28 protein-coding genes and 1 tRNA gene are annotated in these 26,279 nt (G+C 72.3%); 20 read left to right on the top strand and 9 right to left on the bottom strand.

Annotated elements, in window-relative coordinates; all coding sequences use genetic code 11:
* The first annotated feature begins 28 nt into the window (after window positions 1-28).
* The 3 genes from ACFY0F_RS33520 (at window position 29) to ACFY0F_RS33510 (ending at window position 5,780) form a co-directional block, all read left to right on the top strand.
* A complete protein-coding gene (locus ACFY0F_RS33520) occupies window positions 29-250 on the top strand; it encodes a hypothetical protein (RefSeq protein WP_388802892.1) in 222 nt (73 codons plus the stop codon).
* Between the two features lie 189 nt (window positions 251-439).
* Window positions 440-2,977, top strand: coding sequence for a SpoIIE family protein phosphatase (locus tag ACFY0F_RS33515; RefSeq protein ID WP_388802889.1), 2,538 nt, complete (start codon window positions 440-442; stop codon window positions 2,975-2,977).
* A 7-nt stretch (window positions 2,978-2,984) separates the two neighbouring features.
* Window positions 2,985-5,780 (top strand): SpoIIE family protein phosphatase, encoded by a 2,796-nt coding sequence (locus tag ACFY0F_RS33510; RefSeq protein WP_388802887.1) that lies wholly within the window; start codon window positions 2,985-2,987, stop codon window positions 5,778-5,780.
* Window positions 5,781-5,809: 29 nt separating this feature from the next.
* Here ACFY0F_RS33510 and ACFY0F_RS33505 read toward each other — a convergent pair whose 3' ends face one another.
* From ACFY0F_RS33505 to ACFY0F_RS33490, 4 genes are all read right to left on the bottom strand, one after another.
* Complete coding sequence (locus tag ACFY0F_RS33505; RefSeq protein ID WP_388803063.1) at window positions 5,810-7,648, bottom strand: copper resistance CopC/CopD family protein; 1,839 nt, start codon at window positions 7,646-7,648, stop codon at window positions 5,810-5,812.
* 163 nt (window positions 7,649-7,811) lie between these two features.
* Window positions 7,812-8,327, bottom strand: coding sequence for a cupin domain-containing protein (locus ACFY0F_RS33500; protein ID WP_388802884.1), 516 nt, complete (start codon window positions 8,325-8,327; stop codon window positions 7,812-7,814).
* Entirely contained in the window at window positions 8,293-8,931 is a 639-nt protein-coding gene (locus tag ACFY0F_RS33495; RefSeq protein WP_388802881.1) for a GNAT family N-acetyltransferase, read from the bottom strand. The genes ACFY0F_RS33500 and ACFY0F_RS33495 overlap by 35 nt, the downstream gene beginning before the upstream one ends.
* Window positions 8,924-11,014 carry a penicillin acylase family protein gene (locus ACFY0F_RS33490; RefSeq protein WP_388802878.1) on the bottom strand — a complete coding sequence of 697 codons (2,091 nt, stop codon included), beginning with the start codon at window positions 11,012-11,014 and terminating at the stop codon, window positions 8,924-8,926. The genes ACFY0F_RS33495 and ACFY0F_RS33490 overlap by 8 nt, the downstream gene beginning before the upstream one ends.
* A 119-nt stretch (window positions 11,015-11,133) precedes the next feature.
* Between ACFY0F_RS33490 and ACFY0F_RS33485 the strand changes: the two genes are divergently transcribed.
* The 3 genes from ACFY0F_RS33485 to ACFY0F_RS33475 all read left to right on the top strand — a co-directional run bounded on the left by ACFY0F_RS33485 (window position 11,134) and on the right by ACFY0F_RS33475 (window position 13,069).
* Complete coding sequence (locus tag ACFY0F_RS33485; protein ID WP_388802876.1) at window positions 11,134-11,751, top strand: HhH-GPD-type base excision DNA repair protein; 618 nt, start codon at window positions 11,134-11,136, stop codon at window positions 11,749-11,751.
* A 285-nt stretch (window positions 11,752-12,036) separates the two neighbouring features.
* Window positions 12,037-12,333, top strand: a complete 297-nt coding sequence (locus ACFY0F_RS33480) for a type II toxin-antitoxin system VapB family antitoxin (RefSeq protein ID WP_003999914.1) — start codon at window positions 12,037-12,039, stop codon at window positions 12,331-12,333.
* A 124-nt stretch (window positions 12,334-12,457) separates the two neighbouring features.
* On the top strand, window positions 12,458-13,069 hold the full coding sequence (locus tag ACFY0F_RS33475) for a LytR C-terminal domain-containing protein (RefSeq protein ID WP_388803060.1): 612 nt from the start codon (window positions 12,458-12,460) through the stop codon (window positions 13,067-13,069).
* Between the two features lie 4 nt (window positions 13,070-13,073).
* Here ACFY0F_RS33475 and upp read toward each other — a convergent pair whose 3' ends face one another.
* The gene (upp, locus tag ACFY0F_RS33470) at window positions 13,074-13,709 is read right to left on the bottom strand and encodes a uracil phosphoribosyltransferase (protein ID WP_388802873.1); all 636 of its coding nucleotides are present in this window, start codon (window positions 13,707-13,709) and stop codon (window positions 13,074-13,076) included.
* 124 nt (window positions 13,710-13,833) lie between these two features.
* Between upp and ACFY0F_RS33465 the strand changes: the two genes are divergently transcribed.
* From ACFY0F_RS33465 to ACFY0F_RS33430, 8 genes are all read left to right on the top strand, one after another.
* The gene (locus ACFY0F_RS33465; RefSeq protein WP_388802870.1) at window positions 13,834-14,025 is read left to right on the top strand and encodes a hypothetical protein; all 192 of its coding nucleotides are present in this window, start codon (window positions 13,834-13,836) and stop codon (window positions 14,023-14,025) included.
* 300 nt (window positions 14,026-14,325) lie between these two features.
* Complete coding sequence (locus ACFY0F_RS33460) at window positions 14,326-14,856, top strand: hypothetical protein (protein ID WP_388803056.1); 531 nt, start codon at window positions 14,326-14,328, stop codon at window positions 14,854-14,856.
* Between the two features lie 71 nt (window positions 14,857-14,927).
* Window positions 14,928-15,359, top strand: a complete 432-nt coding sequence (gene tadA / locus ACFY0F_RS33455; RefSeq protein ID WP_388802867.1) for a tRNA adenosine(34) deaminase TadA — start codon at window positions 14,928-14,930, stop codon at window positions 15,357-15,359.
* A 68-nt stretch (window positions 15,360-15,427) separates the two neighbouring features.
* Window positions 15,428-15,512: transfer RNA gene (locus tag ACFY0F_RS33450), tRNA-Ser, on the top strand.
* Window positions 15,513-15,635: 123 nt separating this feature from the next.
* The gene (locus ACFY0F_RS33445) at window positions 15,636-15,815 is read left to right on the top strand and encodes a hypothetical protein (RefSeq protein WP_388802864.1); all 180 of its coding nucleotides are present in this window, start codon (window positions 15,636-15,638) and stop codon (window positions 15,813-15,815) included.
* Window positions 15,816-15,833: 18 nt separating this feature from the next.
* Window positions 15,834-16,127: a Dabb family protein gene (locus ACFY0F_RS33440; protein ID WP_388802861.1), complete on the top strand. Its 294-nt coding sequence runs from the start codon at window positions 15,834-15,836 to the stop codon at window positions 16,125-16,127.
* Window positions 16,128-16,320: 193 nt separating this feature from the next.
* On the top strand, window positions 16,321-17,142 hold the full coding sequence (locus ACFY0F_RS33435; RefSeq protein WP_388803053.1) for an RNA polymerase sigma factor SigF: 822 nt from the start codon (window positions 16,321-16,323) through the stop codon (window positions 17,140-17,142).
* A 337-nt stretch (window positions 17,143-17,479) separates the two neighbouring features.
* The gene (locus ACFY0F_RS33430) at window positions 17,480-18,406 is read left to right on the top strand and encodes an RNA polymerase sigma factor SigF (RefSeq protein WP_388802858.1); all 927 of its coding nucleotides are present in this window, start codon (window positions 17,480-17,482) and stop codon (window positions 18,404-18,406) included.
* Window positions 18,407-18,614: 208 nt separating this feature from the next.
* Here the strand turns inward: ACFY0F_RS33430 and ACFY0F_RS33425 are convergent, their stop codons facing one another.
* Window positions 18,615-18,986, bottom strand: coding sequence for a hypothetical protein (locus ACFY0F_RS33425; protein WP_388802856.1), 372 nt, complete (start codon window positions 18,984-18,986; stop codon window positions 18,615-18,617).
* Between the two features lie 28 nt (window positions 18,987-19,014).
* Between ACFY0F_RS33425 and ACFY0F_RS33420 the strand changes: the two genes are divergently transcribed.
* A complete protein-coding gene (locus tag ACFY0F_RS33420) occupies window positions 19,015-19,269 on the top strand; it encodes a hypothetical protein (RefSeq protein ID WP_388802853.1) in 255 nt (84 codons plus the stop codon).
* Here the strand turns inward: ACFY0F_RS33420 and ACFY0F_RS33415 are convergent.
* Complete coding sequence (locus ACFY0F_RS33415; protein WP_388802850.1) at window positions 19,262-19,456, bottom strand: hypothetical protein; 195 nt, start codon at window positions 19,454-19,456, stop codon at window positions 19,262-19,264. The genes ACFY0F_RS33420 and ACFY0F_RS33415 overlap by 8 nt on opposite strands.
* A 227-nt stretch (window positions 19,457-19,683) precedes the next feature.
* Between ACFY0F_RS33415 and ACFY0F_RS33410 the strand changes: the two genes are divergently transcribed.
* The 3 genes from ACFY0F_RS33410 (at window position 19,684) to ACFY0F_RS33400 (ending at window position 23,671) form a co-directional block, all read left to right on the top strand.
* On the top strand, window positions 19,684-20,175 hold the full coding sequence (locus tag ACFY0F_RS33410; RefSeq protein WP_388802847.1) for a MarR family winged helix-turn-helix transcriptional regulator: 492 nt from the start codon (window positions 19,684-19,686) through the stop codon (window positions 20,173-20,175).
* Window positions 20,176-20,195: 20 nt separating this feature from the next.
* On the top strand, window positions 20,196-22,754 hold the full coding sequence (locus ACFY0F_RS33405) for an MFS transporter (RefSeq protein WP_388802844.1): 2,559 nt from the start codon (window positions 20,196-20,198) through the stop codon (window positions 22,752-22,754).
* A 95-nt stretch (window positions 22,755-22,849) separates the two neighbouring features.
* On the top strand, window positions 22,850-23,671 hold the full coding sequence (locus ACFY0F_RS33400) for a YceI family protein (protein ID WP_388802841.1): 822 nt from the start codon (window positions 22,850-22,852) through the stop codon (window positions 23,669-23,671).
* Between the two features lie 4 nt (window positions 23,672-23,675).
* Here the strand turns inward: ACFY0F_RS33400 and ACFY0F_RS33395 are convergent, their stop codons facing one another.
* Together ACFY0F_RS33395 and ACFY0F_RS33390 are read right to left on the bottom strand one after the other, a co-directional pair.
* Window positions 23,676-24,395 carry a GAF and ANTAR domain-containing protein gene (locus tag ACFY0F_RS33395; protein WP_388802839.1) on the bottom strand — a complete coding sequence of 240 codons (720 nt, stop codon included), beginning with the start codon at window positions 24,393-24,395 and terminating at the stop codon, window positions 23,676-23,678.
* 81 nt (window positions 24,396-24,476) lie between these two features.
* Entirely contained in the window at window positions 24,477-25,196 is a 720-nt protein-coding gene (locus ACFY0F_RS33390) for an ANTAR domain-containing protein (RefSeq protein ID WP_388802837.1), read from the bottom strand.
* A 232-nt stretch (window positions 25,197-25,428) separates the two neighbouring features.
* Here ACFY0F_RS33390 and ACFY0F_RS33385 point away from each other — a divergent pair, with 232 nt between their 5' ends.
* Both ACFY0F_RS33385 and ACFY0F_RS33380 read left to right on the top strand, forming a co-directional pair.
* Window positions 25,429-25,782 (top strand): STAS domain-containing protein, encoded by a 354-nt coding sequence (locus ACFY0F_RS33385; RefSeq protein WP_388802835.1) that lies wholly within the window; start codon window positions 25,429-25,431, stop codon window positions 25,780-25,782.
* A 39-nt stretch (window positions 25,783-25,821) separates the two neighbouring features.
* Window positions 25,822-26,279: PPOX class F420-dependent oxidoreductase (locus ACFY0F_RS33380; RefSeq protein ID WP_388802832.1), on the top strand; the 458-nt coding region annotated here is incomplete at its 3' end.

The raw sequence follows: 26,279 nt of genomic DNA, 5'->3' as shown, positions 1-26,279 counted from the left end.
GGGACGCCACATGGGCCCATACTGAACCATGACAAAGCCCGCTGCACCCAAGCGTCATCTGCCCACCAGCCCCTTCAAGGCCCCGGTCGTCCCGGTCCCCAAGCACTTCGCGGTGGGCGACCAGGTCACCCATGACGTGTACGGCCTCGGCCGGGTTGTCGGCGTCGAGGAGGGAATCGCGGCGCTCGTGGACTTCGGATCGGCGCAGATGCGGATCCTGAGCCCGTACGCCAAGATGACCAAGCTGTAGGACCGCTCTGCCCGGCACGGCGCACCAGGCCGCTGACTTCCGGGACAACGCGTCGCGCCCCGGAGGAGCCCCCGGGGCGCTGTTCCGCGGCAGCCGCTTTTCATACCGCGGCGATGCCCTCCATGGTCGCCCACGAGACTCGGGTGACGGGGGATTTCGGCTCCCCTGTCAGGGTCTCGTAAGAACCCGATGCCCGTCGGCCGGCCGTGGAGCACGGCGTCGGACTGGGTACCCGGGTGTCCGCACAGCGGCAGGGGCGTCACATCCGGAGGCACCGTGGAGGTACGCGCAGCCGAGGACTCGGCGGTCGTCGTCGACGCCGGCGGGCTGGTGCTGGCGTGGAGCGACGCGGCTGAGCGGCTGCTCGGATACGGGGCAGCCGAGATCGTGGGCCGGCCCGCCGGGGAGCTGCTCGCCGGTGAGCTGCCCGGGTCGGCGCGGCGGCGGGTGGCGGACGGGCAGCGGTGGGCCGGTGAGGTGGCACTGCGGCGCCGGGACGGAGACCGTGTCGTGGTGCGGCTGCGGGGGACGCCGCTGGCCGACGCGGGCCCCGGACGGCTCTGGCTGGTGACCGGTGCCGTCCCGGCGGACCTCGCCGTCCAGCCGGAGCCGGAGGGCGCGGAGCTGTGGGACCTGACGCTGGCGCAGCTCCCCGTGCCGGTGGCGGTCTACGACCGCCAGGCCCGGCTGGTGGCCGCCAACGACGTCATGACCCGGCTGATGGGCAGGTCCGAGGCGGACATGCGGGGCCTGACCCTGTGGGAGATCGAGCCCAGAGCGCCGTTCGACGAGTACGACCGCCTCCAGCGAGAGGTCCTGCGCACCGGGAAGACGGTGTTCCACGAGGGGCGCGGCCAGTCCCCCGGTGACACCCGGGAGCGTGCCTGGTCGATGTTCCTGTCGCCGCTGAAGGACGGGACCGGCGCCGTCCGGGGGCTGTCCGCGGCGGTCTTCGACACCACGGAGCAGTACTGGGCTCGCCGCCGTCTCGCGGTCCTCAACGACGCGAGCCTGCGCATCGGCAGCACCCTGGACGTGACCCGGACCGCCGAGGAACTGGCCGACGTGGCCGTCGCCGGCTTCGCGGACTTCGTCACCGTGGACCTGCTGGAGTCCGTCGCACTGGGCGACGAGCCGGAACCGGTGCTGCCGGACGAGCCGGTCACCGTTCGCCGCACGGCGCAGAAGTCGGTCCTGGACGGCTGCCCGGAATCGGTGGTGCCCACGGGCGGAACGTTCCTCTACCCGGTGGGGACGCCGCCGGCGCAGACACTGGCCGGGGGCCGCGGCACACGGCAACGCATGGCGGATCCGGAGATGCGGGAGTGGATCCGGTCCTCCCGGGCCCGGGCGGAGACCGTGGCCAGACACATGATCCACTCGGTGATGCTGGTACCGCTGCGCGCCCGCGGGGTGACCCTCGGTCTGGTGCACTTCCTGCGGCACCGCACGGCTGAGTCCTTCACCGCGGACGACCTGCTGCTCGCGGAGGAGATCGTCGCGAGAGCCGCCGTGAGCGTGGACAACGCCCGCCGCTACACCCGTGAACGCCGCACCGCGCTGGCGCTCCAGCGCAGCCTCCTGCCCGAGCGGCCGCCGGGTCTGGCGGCGATGGAGGTGGCCTACCGCTACCTGCCGGCCGGATCCGGCGCGGACGTCGGCGGGGACTGGTTCGACGTGATCCCGCTGTCCGGTGCCCGGGTCGCCCTGGTGGTGGGCGACGTGGTGGGCCACGGCATCCACGCGTCGGCCACGATGGGCCGGCTGCGGACGGCCGTACGGACCCTCGCGGACGTCGACCTCGCCCCCGACGAACTGCTCACCCAGCTCGACGACCTCGTCATCCGGCTCGACCGGGAGGAGGGCCCGGAGGTACGCGGACGGACCGAGGACGCCTCCGGCGAGGTCGGCGCCACCTGCGTGTACGCCGTGTACGACCCGGTGTCCCGGCGCTGCACCATGGCCCGCGCCGGGCATCCCCCGCCCGCCCTGGTCACCCCCGGCGGCGGCGTACGGTTCCTGGACCTCCCCGCCGGGCCGCCGCTCGGCCTCGGTGGCCTGCCCTTCGAATCCGTCGAGCTGCAACTGGAGGAGGGCAGCCTGCTCGCCCTCTACACGGACGGCCTGGTCGAGGCCGCCGACCGTGACATCGAGGTCGGGCTCGCCCTGCTCCAGCAGGCGCTCGGCGGTCCGGGCGGTCCGCTGGAGGAGACCTGCGACCAGGTGCTGCGCGCCGTACTGGCCGACCGTTCCGCCGACGACATCGTGCTGATGCTGGCCCGGACGTCCGCGCTCGACAGCGCGAAGGTCCGCACCTGGCAGTTGCCGCAGGACCCGGCGGCCGTGGCCGGGGCCCGCAAGGTGGCGGGGACGCAGCTGGCCGCCTGGGGGCTGACGGACACGGCGTTCGCGACCGAACTGATCGTGAGCGAGCTGGTGACGAACGCGGTCCGGTACGGCGAACCCCCGATCATGCTGCGTCTCATCCGCGACGCGACGCTGATCTGCGAGGTCTCCGACGGCAGCAGTACCGCGCCGCACCTGCGCCGGGCCCGCGTCTTCGACGAGGGCGGGCGCGGGCTGCTGCTCGTCGCCCAGATCTCCGAACGCTGGGGCAGCCGCCAGACCGCGACCGGCAAGACCATCTGGGCCGAACAGCCGCTGCCCGTGGAGCCGTCCGCCGGGCCGACCGACCCGCCCGGTGAGGCTCGCTCCCCGGTGTTATGAAGGATGCATGAGGGTGTTTTCCGGGCATTCCCGGAGCCCGACGGCAGGGGTGGGCGCCGGACGCCCGGGTGGGCGCCGTGTCTCCCTGCTGAACCCGCGCAGTACGGCCGGGCAGATGTTCCTGCTGCAGGTCGTGATCGTGGTGCTGCTGGTGCTGGCCGCGGTGGCGGCCGTGGTGCTACAGGCGGCGCGGGACGCGGTGCAGCAGGGGCGGCGGGAGTCGGTCGTCGCGGCCGAGTCGTTCGCGAACGCGCCCGGGACGGCGCAGGCGCTGCGCGGCCCGGATCCCTCCGCGGTGCTGCAGCCCCGGGCCGAGCAGGCGCGGAAGCGGGCGGGCGTGGACTTCGTGGTCGTCACCGACACCCGGGGGATCCGGTACACGTACCCCTACCCGGCGGAGATCGGGAAGAAGTTCGTCGGTGACATCGGCTCCGCGCTGCGCGGCCGTACCGTCGTGGAGCAGGCCGGGGGACCGCCGCTGCCGGCCGGCAAGGGGACGGCCGTGCAGGCGGTGGTACCGGTGACCGATCCGCGGGGCACGGTCGTGGGCGCGGTCTCCGCCGGGATCACGGTCAGGAACGTGGCCCGGCTGTGGATACCCCAGGTGCCGATCGCGTTCGGCACCGGCGCGGTCGCGCTGCTGCTGGCGGGCATGGGGACGACGCTCGCCTCCCGGCGGCTGCTGCGGCAGACACGCGGGCTGACGCCCGCGGAGCTCGCCGGGATGTACGAGCACCATGACGCGGTGTTGCACGCGGTGCGGGAAGGCGTGCTGATCGGCGACGCCGAGGGGTGTCTGGTGCTGGCCAACGACGAGGCGGCGCGGCTGCTCGGGTTGGCGGCGGACGCACTGGGGCGTCATGTGAGCGAGCTGGGACTGCCGGAGCGGCTCACGCGGCTGCTGGAGTCGCCGGAGGAGGTCACCGACCAGGTGTGTCTCGTGGGCGACCGGCTGCTGGCGGTGAACAAGCGGTCCACGTTCCCGCGGAACGGCCGCGGCGGCAGCGTGCTGACCCTGCGGGACACCACCGAGCTGGCGGCGGTCTCCGGGCGGGCGGAGGCCGCGCGGGAACGGCTGAGGCTGCTGTACGAGGCGGGGACGGAGATCGGGACGACGCTGGACGTGGAGCGTACGGCCCGGGAACTGGCCGAGGTGGCGGTGCCTCGGTTCGCCGACCTGGTCACGGTGGACCTGCTGGACGCGGTGCTGCGCGGGTGGGAACCGACGGCGGAGGGCTGGCGGCATCTGCGGCGGGCGGCGATCGCCGGCGATCAGCGGATGGTGCCGGTGTATCCGCTGGGCGAGGTGATCCACTTCTCGACCGCGACCCCGCAGATGCGGACGCTGCAGAAGGGCCGGGGCGTGCTGGAGGCGGACCTGCGTGAGGCACGCGGCTGGCAGGAGCAGGATCCGGAGCGCGCCCGGAAGTCGCTGGAGGGGGGCTTGCGTTCGCTGCTGACCGTGCCGCTGCGGGCGAGGGGCGTGCCGTTGGGCGTGGCGAACTTCTACCGGACGAAGGACTCCCCGGCGTTCGAGCCGGACGATCTGTCCTTCGCGGAGGAGCTGGCCACCCGGGCGGCGGTGGCCATCGACAACGCCCGCAGGTTCGCCCGGGAACACGCGATGGCGGTGACGCTGCAGCGCAGCCTGCTGCCCCGGGGGCAGCCGGAGCAGGAGGCGCTGGACGTGGCCTGGCGGTACCTGCCGGCCGAGGCGGGGGTGGGCGGGGACTGGTTCGACGTCATCCCGCTGCCGGGTGCGCGGGTGGCTCTGGTGATGGGCGACGTCGTCGGGCGCGGGCTGCGCGCGGCGGCGACGATGGGCCGGCTGCGTACGGCGGTGCACAACTTCGCCGCGCTGGACCTGCCGGTGGACGAGGTGCTCTGGAACCTGGACGAGCTGGTCGTACGCATGGACAACGAGGAGGGCGACGGAGCGGACGGCCACGAGGGCGAGGGGGTGTCCGGGGCGACCTGCCTGTACGCGATCTACGACCCGGTGACGGGGACGTGCACGGTGGCCCGGGCGGGTCACCCCGACCCGGTGGTGGTGCGCCCGGACGGCACGGTCGACTGCCCCGGGGTGCCGGCCTCCGCACCACTCGGCCTGTGCGGAGGCCCCTTCGAGACCGCCGAGCTGCGGCTGTCGGAGGGTTCCCAGCTGGTCTTGTACACCAACGGGCTGGTGGAGGACCGTACCCGCGACATCGACGTCGGGCTGGAAGGGCTGCGCGCAGCGCTGGGCGGGGCCGGAGGGCGCGCTCCGGAGGAGACCTGCCAGGCGGTGATCGACGCGCTGAAGCCGGCGCACCGCGGCGACGACATCGCGCTGCTGGCGGCCCGTACCCGGCTGATCCCGCCCTCGCGTGTGGCCGAGTGGGAGGTGCCGCCGGACCCGGCGGTGGTGCCCTCGGTGCGGGCGCGCTGCCGACGGCGGCTGCGGGAGTGGGGGCTGGAGGAGATCGCGTTCACCGCGGAGCTGATCCTCAGCGAGCTCGTCACGAACGCGATCCGGTACGGCTCCGCGCCCATCGGGGTGCGGCTGCTGTGCGGGCAGTCCCTGATCTGCGAGGTGTCGGACGGCAGCAGCACCTCGCCGCGCCTGCGGCGGGCGGCGACCACGGACGAGGGCGGGCGCGGGCTGTTCCTCGTGGCCCGGCTGGCGCAGCGGTGGGGGACGCGGTACACCACCCGCGGCAAGGTCATCTGGGCGGAGCAGACCGTCCAGGACGGCGCGTCCCCCGTCCTGGCCCACACACCGGCCGACGTCCTCCTCGAACAGTTCGGTGACCCGGGTATGTGAGCCGGACGGCGTCCCTGGCCGCGGGCCGGCTACCGCGTGATCCGTACGGTCCTCGACGCGCTCACCTGGTCCACCTCCGACACCCGCACCGTCGCCTTCATCGTCCAGGTGCCCGGGATGGGGAGGTTGAGGGAGTCGGTGCCCCAGTAGCCGCCCCGGTTGGTGACCTTGGCGTCGATCGGGCCGATCTTCTGGGCCGGGAGGGTGAAGGAGAGGCGCAGTTCGGGGACGGTGGAGAGGCCGCCGTCGGGGCCGTAGACCACGGCCTCGACGGAGCGCCGTCCCACCCGTCCGGAGTCCAGGGTGACCTGGACGCTGCCGCGGGCGCCGGGCTTGCCGAGATCGAAGGGGATCAACGTGACGGACGCGGTCGGCAGGCCGCTCTCCGACGCCGCACCGTCCGCCGCCGCCTCGGCCTCCGCCCGGGCGGGCAGCGTGCCCGTGAGGACCGTGGTGACCCCCAGCACGACGACGGCGACGGCCACTTCGGCCAGGACCGAGCGCCGCAGGGCCCGGTGGACACCGAGCGACGGCGAGGCCATCCGGGGGGACTTCCGGTGGGACGCCTGGCCGGGCTCCTCGGCGGACTCCTCGATGGACTCCGGCCCGGACTCCCGTGTCTCCTCCTCGGGTGCCGGAGACGGTCCTCCGACCGTCTCCGGCACCCGTTCCCGCACGCTCTCGCTCACCTCGACCACCGCCAGCCGTGCCGTCCACTGACGGGAGAAGTTCGCCATCAGCAACAGCACCATCACCGCGGCGAGTTTGACGACCAGGAGGCGGCCGTACGTGGTGTCGCCGAGCGCCCGCAAGGACCCGAGACCCCGCCAGGACTGGTAGACCCCGGTGACGGCCAGGACGGTCACGGAGGCGAAGGCGAGGCGGGAGAAGCGGGTCACCGTGGCGGGCGGCACGGTGACGGACCCGGACCCGGCCGCCCCGCGCAGGGTGGTGAGCAGCGCGGTCAGTCCGCCGAGCCACACCGCCATCGCCAGCAGGTGCAGGACCGACGAGGTGATGGCCACCGGTACCTGGATGCCCGCCGAGGCGTGTTCGGCGGCCGCCCAGGTCAGGGCGAGCCCGACGGCGAGCACGGCGCCGGCCGCGAGGACCGGCCGGCCGGGCGCGCTGCTCCTGCGGCGCAGGAGCAGCAGGAAGGCGCCCGTGACGAGCAGCAGGGCGAGGCGGGTCAGCAGGAGCAGGCCCGGGCGGCCGGTCGCCGTGCGGGTCAGCGCGGACCCGTCGAAGGCGGACGCCGGTGCGGCGCCCTCCTCGTACGGGGCGCGCAGCACGAAGAGCACGACGGTGGCCGCGACCAGCGCCCACCAGCCGCCCGCGACCGCCTTCCGCAGCGGCTCGAGGTCGGGCGGGCGGCAGACCGCGGCGAACGTCAGTGTGCCGATCAGCAGCGCCGCCGCCATGTACGCCACGTAGCGTCCGATGTTCCACAGGCTGCCCGTGGCGGGGTCCTCGGTCTGTCCCGTGTCCAGTGGCGCGGTCGTCGCGGAGGGCTTGCCGATGGAGAAGGTGAAGGCGCCGGAGACCGGGTGGCTGTCGGCCGAGACCACCCGCCAGGCGACGGTGAAGGTACCGGTGCCGAGCCGCGCGGGCAGGGTGATCCGGGCGGTGTCGGAGCGGCCCGGGGCGTGCCGGGCCTCACCCGTGGAGACCCGGTGGTTGGAGGGGTCGTACACCCGGAAGGAGTCGTCGAGCAGTCCGACGGACTCGGTGAAGGTCAGGGTGACCTGTCTGGGCGCGGATTTGAGGACGGATCCGTCGGCGGGGTCGGTGCTGCGGACCGCGGCGTGCGCCGAGGCGGGGCCGGCTCCGCCGAAGAGGAGCAGAACCAGCATGCTGCCCAGCAGCACCAGCCCCCGAAGTCGCCGCCTTCCGTCCTGCGTGCCACCGCTGCGTGCGTCTGGCCGTCGTACTTCGCCCACGTCACCGCTCCGTCTTCGGACTCGCGTACTTCCCGGTATGTACGCGGCGGAGGGCGGCCGTGCTCACCACCCGGCAGGGTTCATGGACGGTTCATGGACGGCAGAGTTCCGTGATCCGGGCGGCCTCGGCCGGGTAACGCGCCGTCAGGTCCGCCGCGGCGCCGTGTTCGTAGCCCTCGAAGGTGAATCCGGGTGCCATCGTGCAGCCGAAGAAGGTCCAGGCGCCGCCCGCCGCCACCCGCGCGCCCATCCAGGTGCCCGCGGGCACGGTGAGCTGCGGTTGCTGTCCGGCGAGGACGTCCGGGCCCAGCACCGGGCGGGCGGACGTCCCGTCGGGGGCGAGGAGCAGCAGGTGGAGAGGGTCACCGAGGTAGAAGTGCCAGATCTCGTCGGTGGGCAGGCGGTGCAGGGCCGAGTAGTCGTCCGCGGTGAGCAGGGCGACGATCGCCGTGCCCTCGGGGCGGCCGTCGGCTCTCCCGGGACCGGCCCAGGTCTGCCGGAACAGCCCGCCCTCGCGCGGGATCGGCTCCAGGCCGTAGTGGGCGACCAGGAACTCCGCCGTGACCGGGCCGTCAGGCCGGTCCGGCCCGTCGTGCGTCACCGTCATCCCGGCAGGCTACCTCCCGGGTCAGAAAGGCCAGTTGCGCACGCTTCTCGGGCAGGTGCACGTCGGGGAGGTCGACCTCCGGCAGCACGACCGTCCCGCCCGCCTCGAAGCCCTGCCGGAGGAAGCGGGCGACCGCCTTCTCGTTGCGCACGTCGGGGTCGACCACGATCCGGTGCCGGCCGGTGCCCCGCAGGGCGTACGAGGTGACGGCGGTCAGCAGGTGGGAGGACCAGCCGGTGCACGCGCCGCCGGGTCCCGCGGGGGCGAGCAGCAGGTGGATGCCGATGTCGCCGGGGCGGACGGCGTAGGTCTCGCCGACCCGGTCGGCCTCCGGCTCGTACGTCTGCAGCAGCCCGGCCGGTGCGCCGTCCTTGAGGAGCAGGAAGGCGTGGTGCGTGTCGAGCGAGTCCATGTGGGTGTAGATCTCCGCGACCTGGTCCCGGGTCAGGCCGGTCATGCCCCAGAAGACGGCCCGCTCCTCGCTCACCCAGTCGTGGACCACCCCGGCGTCGGCGTGCGGGTCGAGGGGCAGGACGCGGACGGTGCCGAAGCCGTCGATCACCTGCTCGTGGACGGCCGCGCGGGTCGCGTACGGGTCAGACATCGGTCTCCTTCACGAGCCGGTCGAAGTCGGTGACGACGGGGACGAGGTCCCCGGCGAGCCACAGCGGGAGCTGGTCGCGGTGGTGGGGCGAGCCGGGCACGCCCGACGCGCCGAACGGGACGACCCACCGGCTGCCCTCCCGCCGGGCCAGGTCCCACACGTACCGGGCGGCGGGGCCGCGGGCGCTCCGGTCGGTGAGGCCGGGCACGGCGGAGGTGCACAGCACGCAGTCGTGGTCCCCGGACAGCCCCGGTTCGTCGTCCGGCGTCTTTGGCAGCGCCCGCCAGGGGGCGAGGCGGTGGCTGTCGCCCCAGGTGCCGGCCGGCCCGTCCGCGGCGACCTCCTCGACGGCCGCGCGGACGGCGGCGGGGCGGTCGACGCCGTACAGGTTCTCGGCGGTCAGCAGGTGTTCCAGGGCGAAGCCGACGCGCGGGAGCAGGGCGAGCCAGGGGAGGAGGACCTCGGGGCAGGCGGGCGGTTCGGCGAGGGCGGCGAACGCGGGGTGGGCGGCGATCCGGCGTACGACCGCGCCGCGCACCGCCGCGTAGGCGGCCGCGTCGGTGCTGCTCGCGTCCATGTGGCGGTCCCAGGACAGGAGGCGGTCGCGCAGCTCGGCGGCGGCCGGGGACAGCCCGTCCAGGGCGGCCAGACGGTCCAGCAGCGGGCCCGCGGAGGCCAGGTGGGTGTCCATGTGGAGGGCGGGCATGTCGCCGGGCGACCAGCGGTCCTTCTCCCGCAGCAGGGCGGTGATGCGGTCGGCGCGGTGCGGCGGGGCGAACTCCACGCCGAGCGGGGCCGCGGGGCCGCGCTGGTTTGCCATCACCGCGACGCCGTCGGTGAGTCCGGCGCAGGGCGTCTCGTGCAGGCCGCGCCACTCGTGCCCCGGCTCCCAGGCGGGCACCGGCCGGATCCGGTTGGCCTCCGCCCGTACCGGCACCCGGCCCGCGACCCGGTGCAGGAGACCGCCCTCGGTGTCGGCGGCCAGCACGACGTTCACGGGCTCCGACCAGGCGTCCAGCGCACGGTCCACGTCGGCGACCCGGCGGGCGCGCAGCAGGGGCAGCAGGGCGCTGAAGCCGAGGTCCTCGGTCACCCGGGGCGGGTGGCGCAGGGCGAGGGCGGTGGGCGTCCCGGGGGCGTCGGGTCCGGGTTCGGGTCCGTCGAGGCCCTCCGGTCCCCCGGCGATCACCGGACCGCGCTCCGTCTCGATCACCTCCACCTCGACCGGCTCCTCCCCCGCGACCTCCACGCTCTCGGTGTGCCGGTGGGCGCGGTGCCAGACGCCGTCGGGGCCGAGCGCCTCCACCCCGGCGCCGGTGCGCCTCAGCCGTTCCCGGTACAGGTCCTGGTAGTCGGCCATCGCGTTGGTGATCGCCCAGGCGACCGTGCCGGTGTGGCCGAAGTGGGCGATGCCGGGGACGCCGGGCACGGCCAGGCCGACGACGTCGAACTCCGGGCAGGAGAGGTGGATCTGCTGGTAGACGCCCGGATCCTCGATGAAGCGGTGCGGGTCGCCGGCGATGAGGGCGTGGCCGGTCGTGGTCCGCTCGCCGGCGAGCATCCAGCCGTTGCTGCCCGAGGTGCCGGGGCCGTCGGTGGCGAACAGGCCGACGGCGTCCGCGCCCAGGTGCCGTACGGCCCGCTCGCGCCAGAGCTTGGCCGGGAAGCCCGCGAAGAGGATGTGGGTGGACAGCCAGACGGCGAGCGGGGTCCAGGGCTCCCAGCGGCCGGGGGTGAGGGCGGTAGGGGCGAACTCCGGGGCGTCGGTCCGGGCCAGGCCCTCGTTGACGCCGTCCGCGTACGCCCTCAGCCAGTCCGCCGTCTCCGGGTCGCGTCCGTCCAGGGCCGCGAAGCAGCGTACGGCCGTGTCGGCGAGGCGGGCCCGTCTGGCGAGGACGTCCCAGGAGAGGGCCGGCGCGCCGAGGAAGGAGGCCGACGTGCCCTGCGCCCGGTGCCGCTCGACCTCGAGCTGCCAGGCCCGGTCGCGGGCGGTCACGCGGCCCTGGGCACGGGCGAGTTCGTGTGCGCTGCCGGCGCGCAGGTGCGGGATGCCCCAGGCGTCTCGGTAGGTTCCGGTGTCCACCTTGTGCCGCCACCCCTCGATCGACCTTTAGGTTAGCCTTCCCTAACTCCCTGTCCTGGCGTGATCGTACGCGACGGGCGGAGGGGCGCGGGTGCCCGGACCGGGGGATGATCGGGGTCATGGACGTCACCCTGCACCTCGCCCAGGACCCCGAGGCCGACGAGCTCCTCGGGCGGTCCCCGCTCGCGGCGCTGACCGGCATGCTGCTGGACCAGCAGGTCCCGATGGAGTGGGCGTTCAAGGGGCCGTCGACCATCGCCCGGCGGATGGGCGCCGACGACCTCGACGCGCACGACATCGCCGCCCGGGACCCGGAGGCCTTCGCCGCGCTGCTGTCGGAGAAACCGGCCGTGCACCGCTACCCGGGGTCGATGGCCATGGGGGTCCCCCCGCTCGAGCGAAGCCGAGAGTGGGGGAGGATCCAGCAGCTGTGCCAGTACCTCGTCGAGCACTACGACGGAGACGCCGAGCTCGTCTGGAAGGGCGTCGACGACGGACGGGAACTGCTCCGCCGGCTCCAGGACCTGCCCGGGTTCGGCAAGCAGAAGGCCCAGATCTTCCTCGCCCTGCTGGGCAAACAGCTCGGCGTGCGGCCCGAGGGCTGGCGCGAGGCCGCCGGCCCCTACGGCGAGCCGCAGTCCTTCCGCTCCGTCGCCGACATCACCGGCCCTGACTCACTGGCCAAGGTGCGCGCCCACAAACAGGAAATGAAGGCGGCGAAGGCCTCCGGCAAGTAGGCGGACCCCCCCCCCCGGTCCCTGCCCGCCCGGGCCCCGGCCACCGTTCCAGGAGGCCCCGGAAGCCCCGAGCAAGACCTCGCCGACCACCGGCCACGGATCCCGGAGCACACGCCGGACGCCGAACCCCGTGCCCACACGAGCAACACAGCCTCGGTCCACAGCCTGTGCACAACGATTCGCGACCCGCCCACGACGGGTATGACCCGTATACGGTGTCTTTTCCAACGCCGCGCTGTGTCGCCTGGGCTGCGCCCGGAACGTCGGGACCGGTAGGCTTTCCGTGTGATCTTCAAGCGCATCGGAAACGGCCGGCCGTACCCCGACCACGGCCGGGAAAGCACCCGGCAGTGGGCGGACGTCGCGCCGCGCCCGGTCCGCCTCGATCAGCTCGTGACGACCAAGGGCCAGCTCGACCTGGAAACCCTTCTCGCCGAGGACTCGACCTTCTACGGCGACCTCTTCGCGCACGTCGTGAAGTGGCAGGGCGACCTGTACCTGGAGGACGGCCTGCACCGCGCGGTCCGCGCCGCCCTCCAGCAGCGTCAGGTCCTGCACGCCCGCGTGCTCGAGCTCGACTGAATCGGCCGGCGCACCGCGAATTGCCCCTTTCGGGTTCTGCTGACCGGCGTCGAATGATCATCTAGTAGGAATCGTCGCCCGGGCGCACTACGCTGCGCTCATGAGCATGCTGACTCCCCCCGGCATGGGCGGCCAGTACCGGATCACGGGGGGCAAGTACCCGCGGATGCGCCCTCCCCGCAGGCGCGGCAGGCTCGCCTTCATGGCCGTGGCCGGCGTCGCCGCACTGGGGGTCGCCGGCTGGGGCACGCTGCAGCTCATCGACGTGTTCACCGGCGGCGGGAAGTCCGAGACGGTCGGCGCCAAGAAAGACTGCACGACCAAGGCGAGCCCCGCCGCGCACACGAAGCCGCTGCCCGCGCCCGGGAAGATCACCGTCAACGTCTACAACGCCACGGCCCGCACCGGCCTGGCCAAGGCCACCGCGGACGAGCTGAAGAAGCGCGGGTTCCGCATCGGTGACGTGGGCAACGCGGCCAAGCAGTACGACAAGAAGGTGAAGGGCCCCGGCGTGCTCCTGGGCCCCGCGTCGGCCCTGAACACCTCGCTGCCCGTCGTCGCCGCGCAGCTCACCGGCACCGAGCAGCACACCGACGCCACCCGCAAGGGCGACGCCGTCGACCTGATCATCGGCGACGGGTTCAAGAACCTCAGCAAGCGGGCGGACGCCGACAAGGCCGTCGCCGAGCTGTCCGCGCCCGCGCCGGCGTCCACCGTGAAGAAGAAGGACTGCTGACGGCCTACTCGGCCGCCCCGTACAGCCGGTCGCCCGCGTCCCCCAGGCCCGGCACGATGTAGCCGTGCTCGTTGAGGCGCTCGTCGACGGCCGCCGTGACGACGGTCACCGGGGTGCCCGCCAGCTCGCGCTCCATCACCTCGACGCCCTCCGGCGCGGCCAGCAGCACCACGGCCGTCACGTCGTCGGCGCCGCGCCTGATCAGCTCCTGGATCGCCGCGACCAGCGTGCCGCCGGTGGCCAGCATCGGGTCCAGGACGTACACCTGACGGCCGGAGAGGTCCTCCGGCATGCGGGTGGCGTACGTGGACGCCTGGAGCGTCTCCTCGTTGCGGATCATTCCCAGGAAGCCCACCTCGGCGGTCGGCAGCAGCCGCATCATGCCGTCCAGCATGCCGAGACCGGCCCGCAGGATGGGGACGACGAGCGGGCGCGGACGGGCGAGTTTGACGCCGGTGGTCGTGGCGACCGGGGTCTCGATGTCGACCGCTTCGGTGCGCACGTCCCGCGTGGCCTCGTAGGCGAGCAGGGTGACCAGTTCGTCGGCCAGCCGGCGGAAGGTCGGGGAGTCGGTGCGGCGGTCGCGCAGGGTGGTGAGCTTGTGGGCGACCAGGGGGTGGTCGACGACGTGGAGACGCATGCCCATAACAGTAACCGCGTCACACCACCGCTCGCTCTGGCATCAAACCACCCCTCCGGGGGAAAGTGGAGAGACGGACTGGGGTGGTGTGACTGTGTCTGACCTGCCAGAGAACCAATCCGACATGCCCGAGGACGCCTCCGTGAACGACACGCACACGGCGCAGCCGGAGACGGACGCCGAGCGCCGGCGCCGCCGCGCGCGGTTCCTGCGCGAGCTCGCCGAGGCCCGGGAGCTGCGCGACCGGGTCCAGCCCCGCCGGGCGAAGGTGGCCAGACTCCGCCACGCCATGCGCATGCGCACGTTCCGCTGGTAGGAAGATCCGCCTTTCCTGGGGTGTTCCCGGTAACGCTGTGCGTGGGCGGCGGGAAAAGCCGCGTACGATCCGCAGGTGGCGGCAACGAGTGCGCTGGTGACTCCGTCATGGACGCGCGGATACCCGTATGCGTCCATGCGATCAAAACTGCCGGACACAGGGAGCGGAAGACGTCCCCTGAACGCCTTGTTTCTGCCACGATTCCGAGTGGGTGGGGCTCGGAGCCAGAGCTCTCTCCGCCCAGAACCTCCGCCGGGGGGACCCCCAACCGGCACGCCTATGACCAGTGGGAGAGTCACGGTGTACTTCGCCGCACTGCTCGCGCGCACCGAAGACGGGTGGGAAGCGAGCGACACAGAGCTCGACGATGTGGAGACCCTGTCGGATCTGGCCGACCTGGCCCGGGAAGCCTCTCCCGACGAGGACACGGTGCTCGTTCTGATCGAGCAGGAGGACGCCTGGTTCGGCGTCGTCCGCGTGGACGGCGAGGACGACCCTCGCATCTACGTCTCGGACGCCGCCGCCGCCGCCCGCAGCGCGTACGGCGAGCTGCTGCTCACCGACGAGCTGCTCGGCCGGGAGCCCGGCTCCGACGGCCCCGACCTGGACGCGCTGGACCTCGACGGCACCGAGGAGGGCGAGTCCGACGACGATGACGACGAGGACGGCTCCTCCGCCGACTCGGTGCCGCACAGCCCGGTGGGCGACAGCGAGATCCTCGACGACCTGGGCATCGGCGAGAAGGAGCTGCGCGCCCTGGACGCGGACGACGCGCTGGGCACCATCGCCGAGGCCCTGGGCGCCTCGGAGGTGCTGGAGACCGTCCGCTGACCGCCCCGGACCCGGACGAGGCATCCCGGGACAGGACACCGGACCCGGTACGCGACCGCTGGCGGGCCGCCATGCGGCTCGCCCTGGACGAAGCCCGAACGGCCGTCCGGGGCGGGGACGTTCCCGTCGGCGCCGTCGTGCTGTCCAGGGACGGTACGACGGTGCTCGCGACCGGGCACAACGAACGCGAGGCCACCGGCGACCCGACGGCCCACGCCGAGGTGCTGGCGCTGCGGCGGGCCGCGGCGAAACTCGGGGAGTGGCGGCTGGCCGGATGCACGCTCGTGGTCACGCTGGAGCCCTGCACCATGTGCGCGGGCGCGCTCGTGCAGGCCCGAGTGGACCGGGTGGTCTACGGCGCCCGTGACGAGAAGGCGGGCGCGGCCGGTTCGCTCTGGGACCTGGTCCGCGACCGGCGGCTCAACCACCGCCCCGAGGTCGTCGAGGGCGTGCTGGCCGAGGACTGCGCCCGGCTCCTCACCGACTTTTTCCGGGAGCGCTGAAGCCAGGCCATTCAGGGGCCCCGGAAAGGATTTCGGACCACGGCCCACCTTGCTGTAAGGTCTCCCTCGGTAGCGTGTCCGAGCGGCCGAAGGAGCTCGCCTCGAAAGCGAGTGTGGCGCAAGTCACCGAGGGTTCAAATCCCTCCGCTACCGCTTGGAAAGGGCCCCGTCCGTTGGACGGGGCCCTTTGTGCGATTATCAACAGCGCTCAGCGCGGTCAGCAGCGCACGGCACAGTCAGCAGCGCACGGCACAGTCAGCGACAGGGGAGGCCGCGGTGGCGGTGAACGCCAAGAAGATCACCGTGTACGTGCTCGTGGTCTTCGCTCTGTACGTGATCATCACAGACCCGGCAAAGGCCGCCGACTACGTGCAGATAGGCTTCCAGGGCATATCGGATGCCGCAAAGGCCATCGGCGACTTCATGACCTGGGTCGCCGACGGAGCGAAGAACTAGCGGGAAGAGCTGGAGCCCATGATCCGCCACCTGGTCCTGTTCAAGCTCCACGAGGGCGTCGGGCGCGACGATCCCCGGGTCGTCGCGGGCGAGGCGGCCTTCCGCGCCCTGGACGGCAGGATCCCCGAGATCCGCCACTGGGAGCTGGGCTGGAACACCAGCGACCGGCCCATCGCCTACGACTTCGCCATCAACTCCGCCTTCGACGACGCCGAGGCGCTGCGCCGTTACGTGGAACACCCGGACCACCAGGCGGGCGTCGGACTGTGGCGGGAGTTCGCCACATGGGTGATCGCCGACTACGAGTTCTGAACCCACGGGCCCCTGCCTCTTCAGCCCTCCGCCGGTACGGCGGGGGGCTGCGCTGCTTCTGGCGCACTGCTTCTTGCGGGTGGTTTTTGCCCCAACTTGTCCTCAACACGGGGTTATGCGGTGCTTGCACACAGTGCACATGTCTTGTGATGCTATGACCGCCTTTTGACGGAGGACCGATGAAGAGGTGGCGTTGACCGTGTCGGCCAGTACTGCGCCGCCCCAGGAGGAGGCACCCGCTCCGGAGAAGCGCCGCGGCGCCGACACCCGCGCGCTCACCCAGGTGCTCTTCGCCCAGCTCAAGGAGCTGACGCCGGGAAGCCCGGAGCACACCCGGGTCCGCGGGGCGCTGATCGAGGCGAACCTGCCCCTCGTGCGGTACGCGGCCGCCCGTTTCCGCTCCCGCAACGAGCCCATGGAGGACGTCGTCCAGGTCGGCACCATCGGCCTGATCAACGCCATCGACCGCTTCGACCCCGACCGGGGCGTGCAGTTCCCGACCTTCGCGATGCCGACGGTGGTCGGTGAGATCAAGCGGTACTTCCGGGACAACGTCCGCACCGTCCACGTACCGCGCCGGCTGCACGAGCTGTGGGTGCAGGTCAACAGCGCCACCGAGGACCTGACCACGGCCCTGGGGCGCACCCCGACCACCGCCGAGATCGCCGAGCGGCTGCGCATCAGCGAGGAGGAGGTGCTCTCCTGCATCGAGGCCGGCCGCTCGTACCACGCGACCTCGCTGGAGGCCGCGCAGGAGGGCGACGGACTGCCGGGACTGCTCGACCGCATCGGCTACGAGGACCCGGCCCTGGACGGGGTGGAACACCGCGACCTCGTACGCCACCTCCTGGTCCAGCTCCCCGAGAGAGAACAGCGAATTCTGCTTCTGCGCTACTACAGCAATCTCACCCAGTCACAGATCAGCGCGGAACTCGGCGTCTCCCAGATGCACGTGTCCCGCCTCCTCGCACGCAGCTTCCAGCGACTGCGTTCCGCCAACCGGATCGAGGCATAAGCCGAGGCACGGGGGGCGCAGGGGGCGCACCGGAGTGCGCACGGCATCACGCGGGGTATCACGGATAAGACTCGCAAGCAGGATCGAGTCATAACCGGCGCGAGCGAATCACTCACCGGGGAACTTCCCGGCAGTTGTGCCCCGAAAAACCGTCAGACCCCTTTTTTCCAGGGCCGATTCGCTTCCTGTGTGTCGACATGTCACTACAGCGTGTTGCCGACATGTGACATTCTGCGGGAAGCGCGTTTGCCGCGGCTTCGGCTCCGGTATTCAGGTGAGGGCTGCGTTCCTTCGTCAGAGCGCAGCCGCGATCGTCCCGCGACCCAAAGGGGGTGGCATGTCCGCAGAACAGGGCAGCTCGAAGGTGCTCACGCCCACCATGAGCGAGGCAGCACCCAAGGAGCTCGATGTGCTCGACGTGATCGACGACGTCACGCCCCTCGACTCCGCGCAGGCCCCGGCCATCCCGGCCGCCGACACCCCGGCCCTGCCGGTCTCGGCGGACATCGACACCCGCACGCTGTCCCGCTCCCTGTTCCTGCGGCTCGCCGCGCTCGACGAGAACAGCCCCGAGCGCGCCTACGTCCGGGACACGCTGATCGAACTCAACCTCCCCCTCGTCCGGTACGCGGCGGCCCGCTTCCGCAGCCGCAACGAACCGATGGAGGACATCGTCCAGGTCGGCACCATCGGCCTGATCAAGGCGATCGACCGCTTCGACTGCGAGCGCGGCGTGGAGTTCCCGACGTTCGCGATGCCCACGGTCGTGGGCGAGATCAAGCGGTTCTTCCGCGACACCTCCTGGTCGGTCCGCGTCCCGCGCCGCCTGCAGGAGCTGCGGCTGGCCCTCACCAAGGCCAGCGACGAGCTCTCCCAGAAGCTGGACCGCTCCCCGACGGTGACCGAACTCGCCGCCGTGCTGGGCGTGTCCGAGGAAGACGTCGTGGACGGCCTGGCGGTCGGGAACGCCTACACGGCGTCCTCGCTGGACTCCCCCGCCCCCGAGGACGACGGCGGCGAGGGCTCCCTGGCCGACCGGCTCGGCTACGAGGACAGCGCCCTGGAGGGCGTGGAGTACCGGGAGTCCCTGAAGCCGCTGCTGGCCAAGCTCCCGCCCCGGGAGCGGCGGATCATCATGCTGCGCTTCTTCGCCAACATGACCCAGTCCCAGATCGGCGAGGAGGTCGGCATCTCTCAGATGCACGTCTCCCGGCTGCTGACCCGGACCCTGGCACAGCTCAGGGACGGTCTGATCTCGGACTGACCGCAGCCCTTCCCGTCTGACGGAGTGTCAGCCAGTATGGCGTGATGCTTCGCGCGACGGGAGCGACAGGTCCTGCGGGATCGACAGGACCGAAAGAACCGACAGGCCCGACTCATGGCCGCCGGTGCGCCGTCGTCACGGCAGCGTCGGCGGCCGTCGTCCTCCTCGGCGCGGCCCTGTCCGCGTGCGGAAGCGGCGGTGGCGAAGGTTACGCCGCGGTCGGCCCGGTGGGCGGCACGCCGGGCACGTCGGCCACGGGGGCGGGCCCCACGGACGCGGTGACGCTGGTGCCGCTCGACGGCACCGCGAGAGACGGCAGCAGGACCACGGGCCGGAACAGCGGCGCTCCCTCGACGAGCGGCGCCGCGCCGGGTGGCCGCAGTGAGCCGTCCGGCTCCGGACAGGGGCCCGGCCCCACTTCACCCGGTGCCGGCGGAGTCCCCGAGTCCGGTGGACGTACGACCCCGAAGCCGTCCGCCCCCACGTCGGGGCCGTCCTCCTCGGCGCCGGAGCCGCCCTCCTCCACACCCGCTCCCGGCCCGGCCGCTCTCACCTGGGGCGAACCCGCCCGTGCGCCCACGGACAGACGCTGGTGCGAGGACGTGACCGTGGACTTCCACAACTCGGGCGGAACGGCCGTCCGTTCGGGCACGGTGCACTTCGGGACGCACATCGTCGACGCGCTCGGCACCGACTGGGCGACCGTCGGGTCGGCCGAGGACCTGCCGGCGCCGATCGGTGCCGGGGCACACAAGGAGCACACCTGGACGGTGTGCGTCGCCGCCTGGAGGGTGCCCCTCGGCATGCACGTCGAGACGCGCGACGTGGACGTGGAGTGGAAGGAGCCGCGGGCGGTTACATGAGCGCGAGCCAGGCCACCACCGCCACGACGACGATCGCCGCGACGACGCCGACGATCAGACCGACGCGGGGGCCGGACGAGGTGGCCGCCTGCTGCCGCCCCTGGGGGGCCTCGTCGACGAACGCGCGGAACATCTGGGTGCTGCCTGCGGGGTCGTAGTTGCCCTGGGGGCCCTGGGTGTTAGCCATGGCCCGAGACACTAGCGAATCGCGGGGGACGGCCCAAGTGGGGGGCCGGGTGGGAGCCGGCTGGGGCTGAGTGTGGGCGGCATGCACCCAGGAGCCGTGGCCACCTGCTCGTTTACTGACGCAGTACTTGCCTTTGCCAAGTTTTTATGCCGTCGACCCCGATCATATTTGCCTGCAGCAACCAATCACCTTTATGGTTGCCACAAGCAACGAATACGGGAGGTGTGATGGCGCAGCAGACGCAGTTCGAAGAGCTGGCGCGTCAGCTCAGCGCCTTCGGCGCCGTGAAACGGGACCTGGGACGGATCCTGCCGCCCGACTGCCCGGCCGGTTCCGCCGGCGTGCTGACGCTGCTCGGCCGGCATGGGGACATGCGCATGAGCAAGCTCGCCGAGTTGCTGGCCGTGGACATGTCGGTCACCAGCCGGCACGTGACGCACGTCGCCGAGCGGGGCTGGATCGAACGGGCACCCGACCCGGCGGACAAGCGCTCGCGCATCCTGCGTCTCACCCCGGCGGGCGAGGACAAGGTCTGCGAGCTGTCCCGGCGCAGCAGCGAGCTGCTGGCCGAGCGGCTGAGCGACTGGACCGACGAGGAGGTGGGCCAGCTGATCAGGCTCATGACCCGGCTCAGGGCGAGCTTCGGCGACTGCCGGACCCCCCACAGACCGACGGCCGCCACACCCGTACTCGAGACCACCACCCGTACACCCGCATAAGACGTAGGAAAAGGAAGCCCATGGCAACGACCACACCAGCCGGTGTGCGGGCTCACGCCAAGCACGGGGGAGGCGCAGGCGCCGACGCCCCGATGACGCACCGGCAGATCATGGAGGCGATCTCCGGGCTGCTGCTCGGCATGTTCGTGGCGATCCTGTCGTCCACGATCGTCACCAACGCCCTGCCGCACATCATCAGCGACCTCGGCGGCGGCCAGTCCGCCTACACCTGGGTCGTCACCGCCGCCCTGCTGTCGATGACCGCGGCCACTCCCCTGTGGGGCAAGCTCGCCGACCTGTACAGCAAGAAGGCGCTCGTCCAGATAGCCCTGGTCATCTATGTGCTGGGCTCGGCCGCCGCCGGCCTGTCGCAGAACCCGGGCATGCTGATCGCCTGCCGTGTCGTGCAGGGCATCGGCGTCGGCGGTCTGTCCGCCCTGGCCCAGATCGTCATGGCGGCGATGATCTCCCCGCGTGAGCGCGGCCGTTACTCCGGCTACCTCGGCGCCACCTTCGCCATCGCCACCGTCGGCGGCCCGCTGCTCGGCGGTGTCATCACCGACACCTCGTGGCTGGGCTGGCGCTGGTGCTTCTACGTCGGCGTGCCCTTCGCCGTCATCGCGCTGATCGTGCTGCAGAAGACCCTGCACCTGCCCGTGGTGAAGCGGGACGTCAAGGTCGACTGGGGCGGGGCGTTCTTCATCTCCGCCGCCGTCTCCCTGCTGCTGGTCTGGGTCACCTTCGCCGGTGACAAGTACGACTGGCTGTCCTGGCAGACGTACGCGATGGTCGGCGGCTCGATCGTCCTCGGCGCGCTGTTCGTGCTCGTCGAGTCCAAGGCGAGCGAGCCGATCATCCCGCTGCGCCTGTTCAAGAACAGCACCATCACGCTGGCGTCGCTCGCCTCGCTGTTCGTCGGTGTCGCGATGTTCACCGGCACGGTGTTCTTCAGCCAGTACTTCCAGCTCGCCCGCGACAAGTCCCCGACGATGTCCGGCGTCATGACCATCCCGATGATCGGCGGTCTGTTCGTCTCCTCGACCGTCTCGGGTCAGTTCATCACCCGCACCGGCCGCTGGAAGGCCTGGCTGGTCAGCGGTGGCGTCCTGGTGACGGCCGGCCTGTGCCTGCTGGGCGGCATCCGCTACGACACCGACTACTGGAAGATGGCCATCTTCATGGCGCTGCTGGGTCTCGGCATCGGCATGATGATGCAGAACCTGGTGCTCGCCACGCAGAACCAGGTGGCTCCGTCCGACCTCGGCTCCGCCAGCTCCACGGTCACCTTCTTCCGCTCCCTCGGCGGTGCGGTCGGCGTCTCCGCCCTCGGCGCGGTGATGTCGCACCGGATCACGCACTACGTCCAGGACGGCGTCTCCGCCCTGAGCCCCAAGTACCAGGCCGCCCTGGCCGCCGGATCGGGCTCCACCGACAGCATCCCCGACATGGACAAACTGCCGGCGCCCATCCGCACGCTCCTGGAGAGCGCGTACGGCCACGGCATCGCCGACGTCTTCTTCATCGCCGGCGGCCTCGCGGCCATCGCCTTCCTGATCACCCTGTTCATCAAGGAGGTCCCGTTGAAGACGAAGGGCGCGCTGGCGCAGGCCGCCGAGGGCGAGGCCGCACCGGTCGACCCCGCCGCCGCCCCGGCCGTCGCGGAGGCCCAGGCCCCCGCCGCCGAGGTCTTCGAGCCCGCCGCGGAGCAGCGGGTGCCCCGCTGGGCCGACGCCGGCTCCACCACCGAGGCCGGTCCCGAGGGCACGCAGCGCCTCGCCGCCGTCGCCACGGTCGCCGCGCCCGGGCAGTCCGCGTCCGGCGGCACCCCGCTGCACGGCTTCGTCCGCGGCGCCGAGAGCGCCCCGGTCCCGCAGGCCGCCGTCACCCTGATCTCGCTCTCCGGCCGCCAGCTCGGCCGCTCGGTCGCGCAGGCCGACGGCTCCTACACGCTGAGCGCCCCGGGCGCGGGCTCCTACGTCCTGATCGCCTCCGCCGACGGCTACCAGCCGCAGGCGTCCACCGTGGTGGTGGGCGAGGAGCCGGTGTCGTACGACATCCTGCTCAGCGGCACCAGCGGGCTGAGCGGTGTGGTCCGGGCGGCCGGGAGCGCGCTGCCGGTCAAGGACGCCATGGTGATCGTCACCGATGTGCGCGGCGATCTGCTGGCCACCGGCAACACCGGTGAGCAGGGCGACTTCTCCTTCACCGAACTGGTGCCGGGCGTCGTGACCGTCGCGGTCAACGCCGCCGGGTTCCGGCCGCGCGCCCTGCCCGTCGAGATCGGCGCCACCGGCGTCACCCGGCTGGAGGTCGACCTGGACGCCGGCGCCCAGCTCCAGGGTGTCGTACGCGCCCCGCACGGTCCGCTGGCCGACGCCCGCGTGACCCTGGTGGACGCGGCGGGCAACGTGGTCGGCACGGCCACCACCGGGGAGGACGGGGCGTACGCCTTCGCCGACCTGGACAGCGGCGAGTACACCGTCATCGCGACGGGCTACCCGCCGGCCGCCACGGCCCTGACGCTGTCCGGCAGCGGAGTCGACGGCCACGACATCGAACTCGCCCACCCCGGCGAGTAGTCCACGGCCGGCCCGGGGCAGCCCGCGCTGCCCCGGGCCGGCTTCCATGGGCGCGATTCATAGCGCTATTCAGAGCTTTTCAGGGAGTTGACGGGATGGGACTGACCGCGAGGATCCGTACCCGCGACGGTTGGGCCGTGTCGCACGCGGTCGTCACGGTGACCGACATGACGGGCACGCAGGTGCTGCGCGCCGAGGCGGACGCCGAGGGCGCGGTGCGGGACACCACCGAGCTGGCGCCGGGAGCGTACACGGTGATCGTCACGGCCGTCGGGTACGCGCCCGCCGCCGCGAGCGCCCTCGTCACCGCCAGCGGGCGGGCCGAGGTCGGGACGGTGACGCTGGCCCGGCAGGGCGGCACCGAACTGCCCCCGCCCGGACCGTGGACCATCGACCCCGCGCACTCCTCGGTGGCCGCCGTCGCCCAGCACCTGGGCATCTCCAGTGTGCGCGGCCGGTTCAGGGACTTCTCCGGCACGATCGAGATCGCGCCCGACGACGTCACCAAGTCCCGTGTCCAGGCGGTCATCAGTGCCGCCTCCGTCGACACCGGCAACGACACACGTGACACCCATCTGCGCTCCGCCGACTTCCTGGACGTCGAGCGGCACCCCGAGATCACGTACCACTCGACGGGTCTGACGGCCACCGGCTCCGACCGCTGGACCGTGCACGGCGAACTCGCGATGCACGGGATCGTCCGTCCCGTCGACCTCGACCTGGCCTACCTCGGCACCGGCGCCGACCCGTGGGGCGGCACCCGAGCGGCCTTCCGGGCGACGGCTCAGCTGCACCGCGAGGACTTCGCGATGAACTACAACCAGGTCCTGCAGGCGGGCATCGCGGCCATCGGCACGACGCTGAAGGTGGAGCTGGACGTCCAGGCCGTACAGGGCGAGTCGCTGCCGCTCGGCTGAGTCGCTACCGCTCGGCCGAGGACCGCTCCGGCGAGGGCGGCGGGGTGCCGCCGACCCGGGTCACCAGGTCGGCGCACAGGTCGCGGAGCTTGACGTTGCGGTCCTGGGACGCACGGCGCAGCCGCTCCAGGGCCCGCTGGGCGTCGACCCGCTCACGGGCCATCAGGATGCCGATCGCCTGGTCGATGACGCTGCGGGAGAGCAGGGCGACGCGCACGTCGGCGGCGGACTGCTGCTTCCGCTCGATGTGCAGGGCCACGTTCACGGTGTCCGCGGCCCGCTCCGCGAAGCGCCGGGCCTGCTCGTGGCCGGACTCCAGGGCGCCCGGCTCGGCGGCGTAGAGATTGAGGGCCGCGCCCGTCTCCCCCTCGACGTCCAGCGGCATCGCCAGCACACTGCGGACACCGACGGAGAGCGCGTACGTCCGGTACGCCGGCCAGCGCGTCTCCCGGGCCAGGTCCGGCGCGTACTGCTCCTGCCCGGTGCCGGCCGCGTCGACGCACGGGCCCGCGCCGTTCTCGTACTGCCGCTGGTCCAGCCCGCCGGGCATGCCGCCGCTGCCCGCCAGGGTGAGCAGCCGGTCGGCACGGCGCACGGTGATGCTGCACGCCACCACGCCGGGCACCTCGTGCACGGCACGGTCGGCCAGATCGCGCAGCAGCGTGTCGAGACCACCGCTGCGCGCCATCGCCCGGTCCAGCGTGTCAGGGGTCTCAGATCTCATGACGTATCGGATATCCCGTCACCGGCCGCTGAAGCAGGGTGTGGGCCCCTTCACGCCTCCCTCTTGACGGGCCCGTGGGCCTCAGGCCCCTTCCTTGTTGCCCACGATGCGGCGGGCCAGGTCACGCAGCTTGACGTTCTCCCGCTGGGAGGTGCGGACCAGGCTGTCGAAGGCCTCCGCCGCGTCGATGTCCAGGCGTTCCATGAGGATGCCGGTGGCCTGGCCGATCAGGTCCCGGGTGCGCATGGCCTCGGTGAGCTGCTCGCGGACGGTCACCGACTGCAGGGCCAGGCTGACATGGGCGGTGAACAGCCGGCCCACCCGGGTGGTGGCCTCGTCGAAGGCGCGCGGCTTGCGGGAGTAGGCGGTCAGCACGGTGAGCCGGCGGCGGTCGGCGCGCAGCCGCAGGGAGAGGACCGAGCGCAGCCCCAGGTCCGACAGCAGGCCACCGCCGCCGTCGGTCCCGCTGTCCTCTATCCGCGCCACCGGGGTGTTCCACAACTGCTCCCAGTGCGGTGCGCCTTCGGCGCCGTCCGGTGACTGGGCGGTGCGTACCACCTCGTCGGTCCAGGCGATCGTGCGACGCAGGTCGCCGCGCTCGATCTCCGAGATGCCGGCGTGCTCGGCGCCGGGCAGCAGGTGAACCGCCAGATTGACCGCGGTGCGCAGGGTGCCGTGCGAGGTGGTGGTCTCGTGCAGTTGCCGAGCCGCCACCGTGAGTGCCTCGGCCAGCTCGAAGTCAACCGGCAAACCGGGCACATCGGAAAAGTCAGACGCAGCCACCACGAACCTCTTCGGCATGCAAGGCCTCACGGCCATGCGCAGGAGAGCTCCGCAGCACATTCCCGACTGCGAGCACAGGACGTACAGCACTCTAGCTGCTCCGTTGCCGCAAGGTGACCTTCGCCCGACGACCCGGCAGCACGCGCTTCCGTGACCGCACGACGCGTGGTGGAATGGGCCGAGGGTCAGGAAGCGGCCGCGTTCCATTCCGTCAGGAATCCGGACGTCCGTCTGCCGTCAGGTGAGTGCCGTGACCTTCCTCCCGACTCCCCGCGACCCGAGTGGCCTGCCCGGTCGCACCCTGCTCACGCTGCCCCCGGAAATCGACCTCTGCAACGCCGACGCCCTGCTCGCCCATGTGCTGTCCCTCAGCGAGGCACGCGCCGGCCGCCTGCGCGTACTCGTCCTGGACCTCACGGACACCGGCTTCCTCGACTCCCAGGGCGCCCGCCTGATCCACGAGGTACGCCGCCTCCTGCCCCCGGACACCCAGGTACGCGTGGTGGCCCACCCCGAGGAACTCCCCGGCCGCGTCCTGGAACTGACCGGCGTACGCCGCGACGTCCCGGTGTACGACGACCTGACGGAGGCGCTGACGGCGTAGCACCGGCCAATCCGGTGGCGGGCGGCCTAGGCTGGCCGTATGGCACCGAACATCGCGACCAACACCGCCGTCTCCCTCGACGAGTTGCTGGACTTCGTACGCCCCCGCCACCACGCGATCCTGCTGACCCGCCGGGCCGACGGCGGCCCCCAGGGGTCGCCGCTGACCTGCGGGGTCGACGACTCGGGCCGGATCGTCGTCTCCACCTACCCCGAACGCGCCAAGACCCGCAACGCCAAGCGTGACCCCCGGGTAAGCCTGATCGTCCTGAGCGACGACTGGAACGGCCCCTGGGTCCAGATCGACGGCACGGCCGAGGTCATCGACACCCCCGACTCCGTCGAGCCCCTGGTCGAGTACTACCGCAACATCGCCGGCGAGCACCCCGACTGGGACGAGTACCGGCAGGCGATGGTCAAGCAGGGCAAGTCCATCATCCGCATCACCCCCGAACGCTGGAGCCCGGTCGCCACCGGCGGCTTCCCGGCACGACTGGC

It is taken from the genome of Streptomyces sp. NPDC001544, assembly GCF_042894285.1.
Taxonomy (GTDB): Bacteria; Actinomycetota; Actinomycetes; order Streptomycetales; family Streptomycetaceae; genus Streptomyces.
The sequence above is the reverse complement of the archived record's forward strand: the minus strand, read 5'-3'. Positions and strand labels throughout refer to the sequence as shown.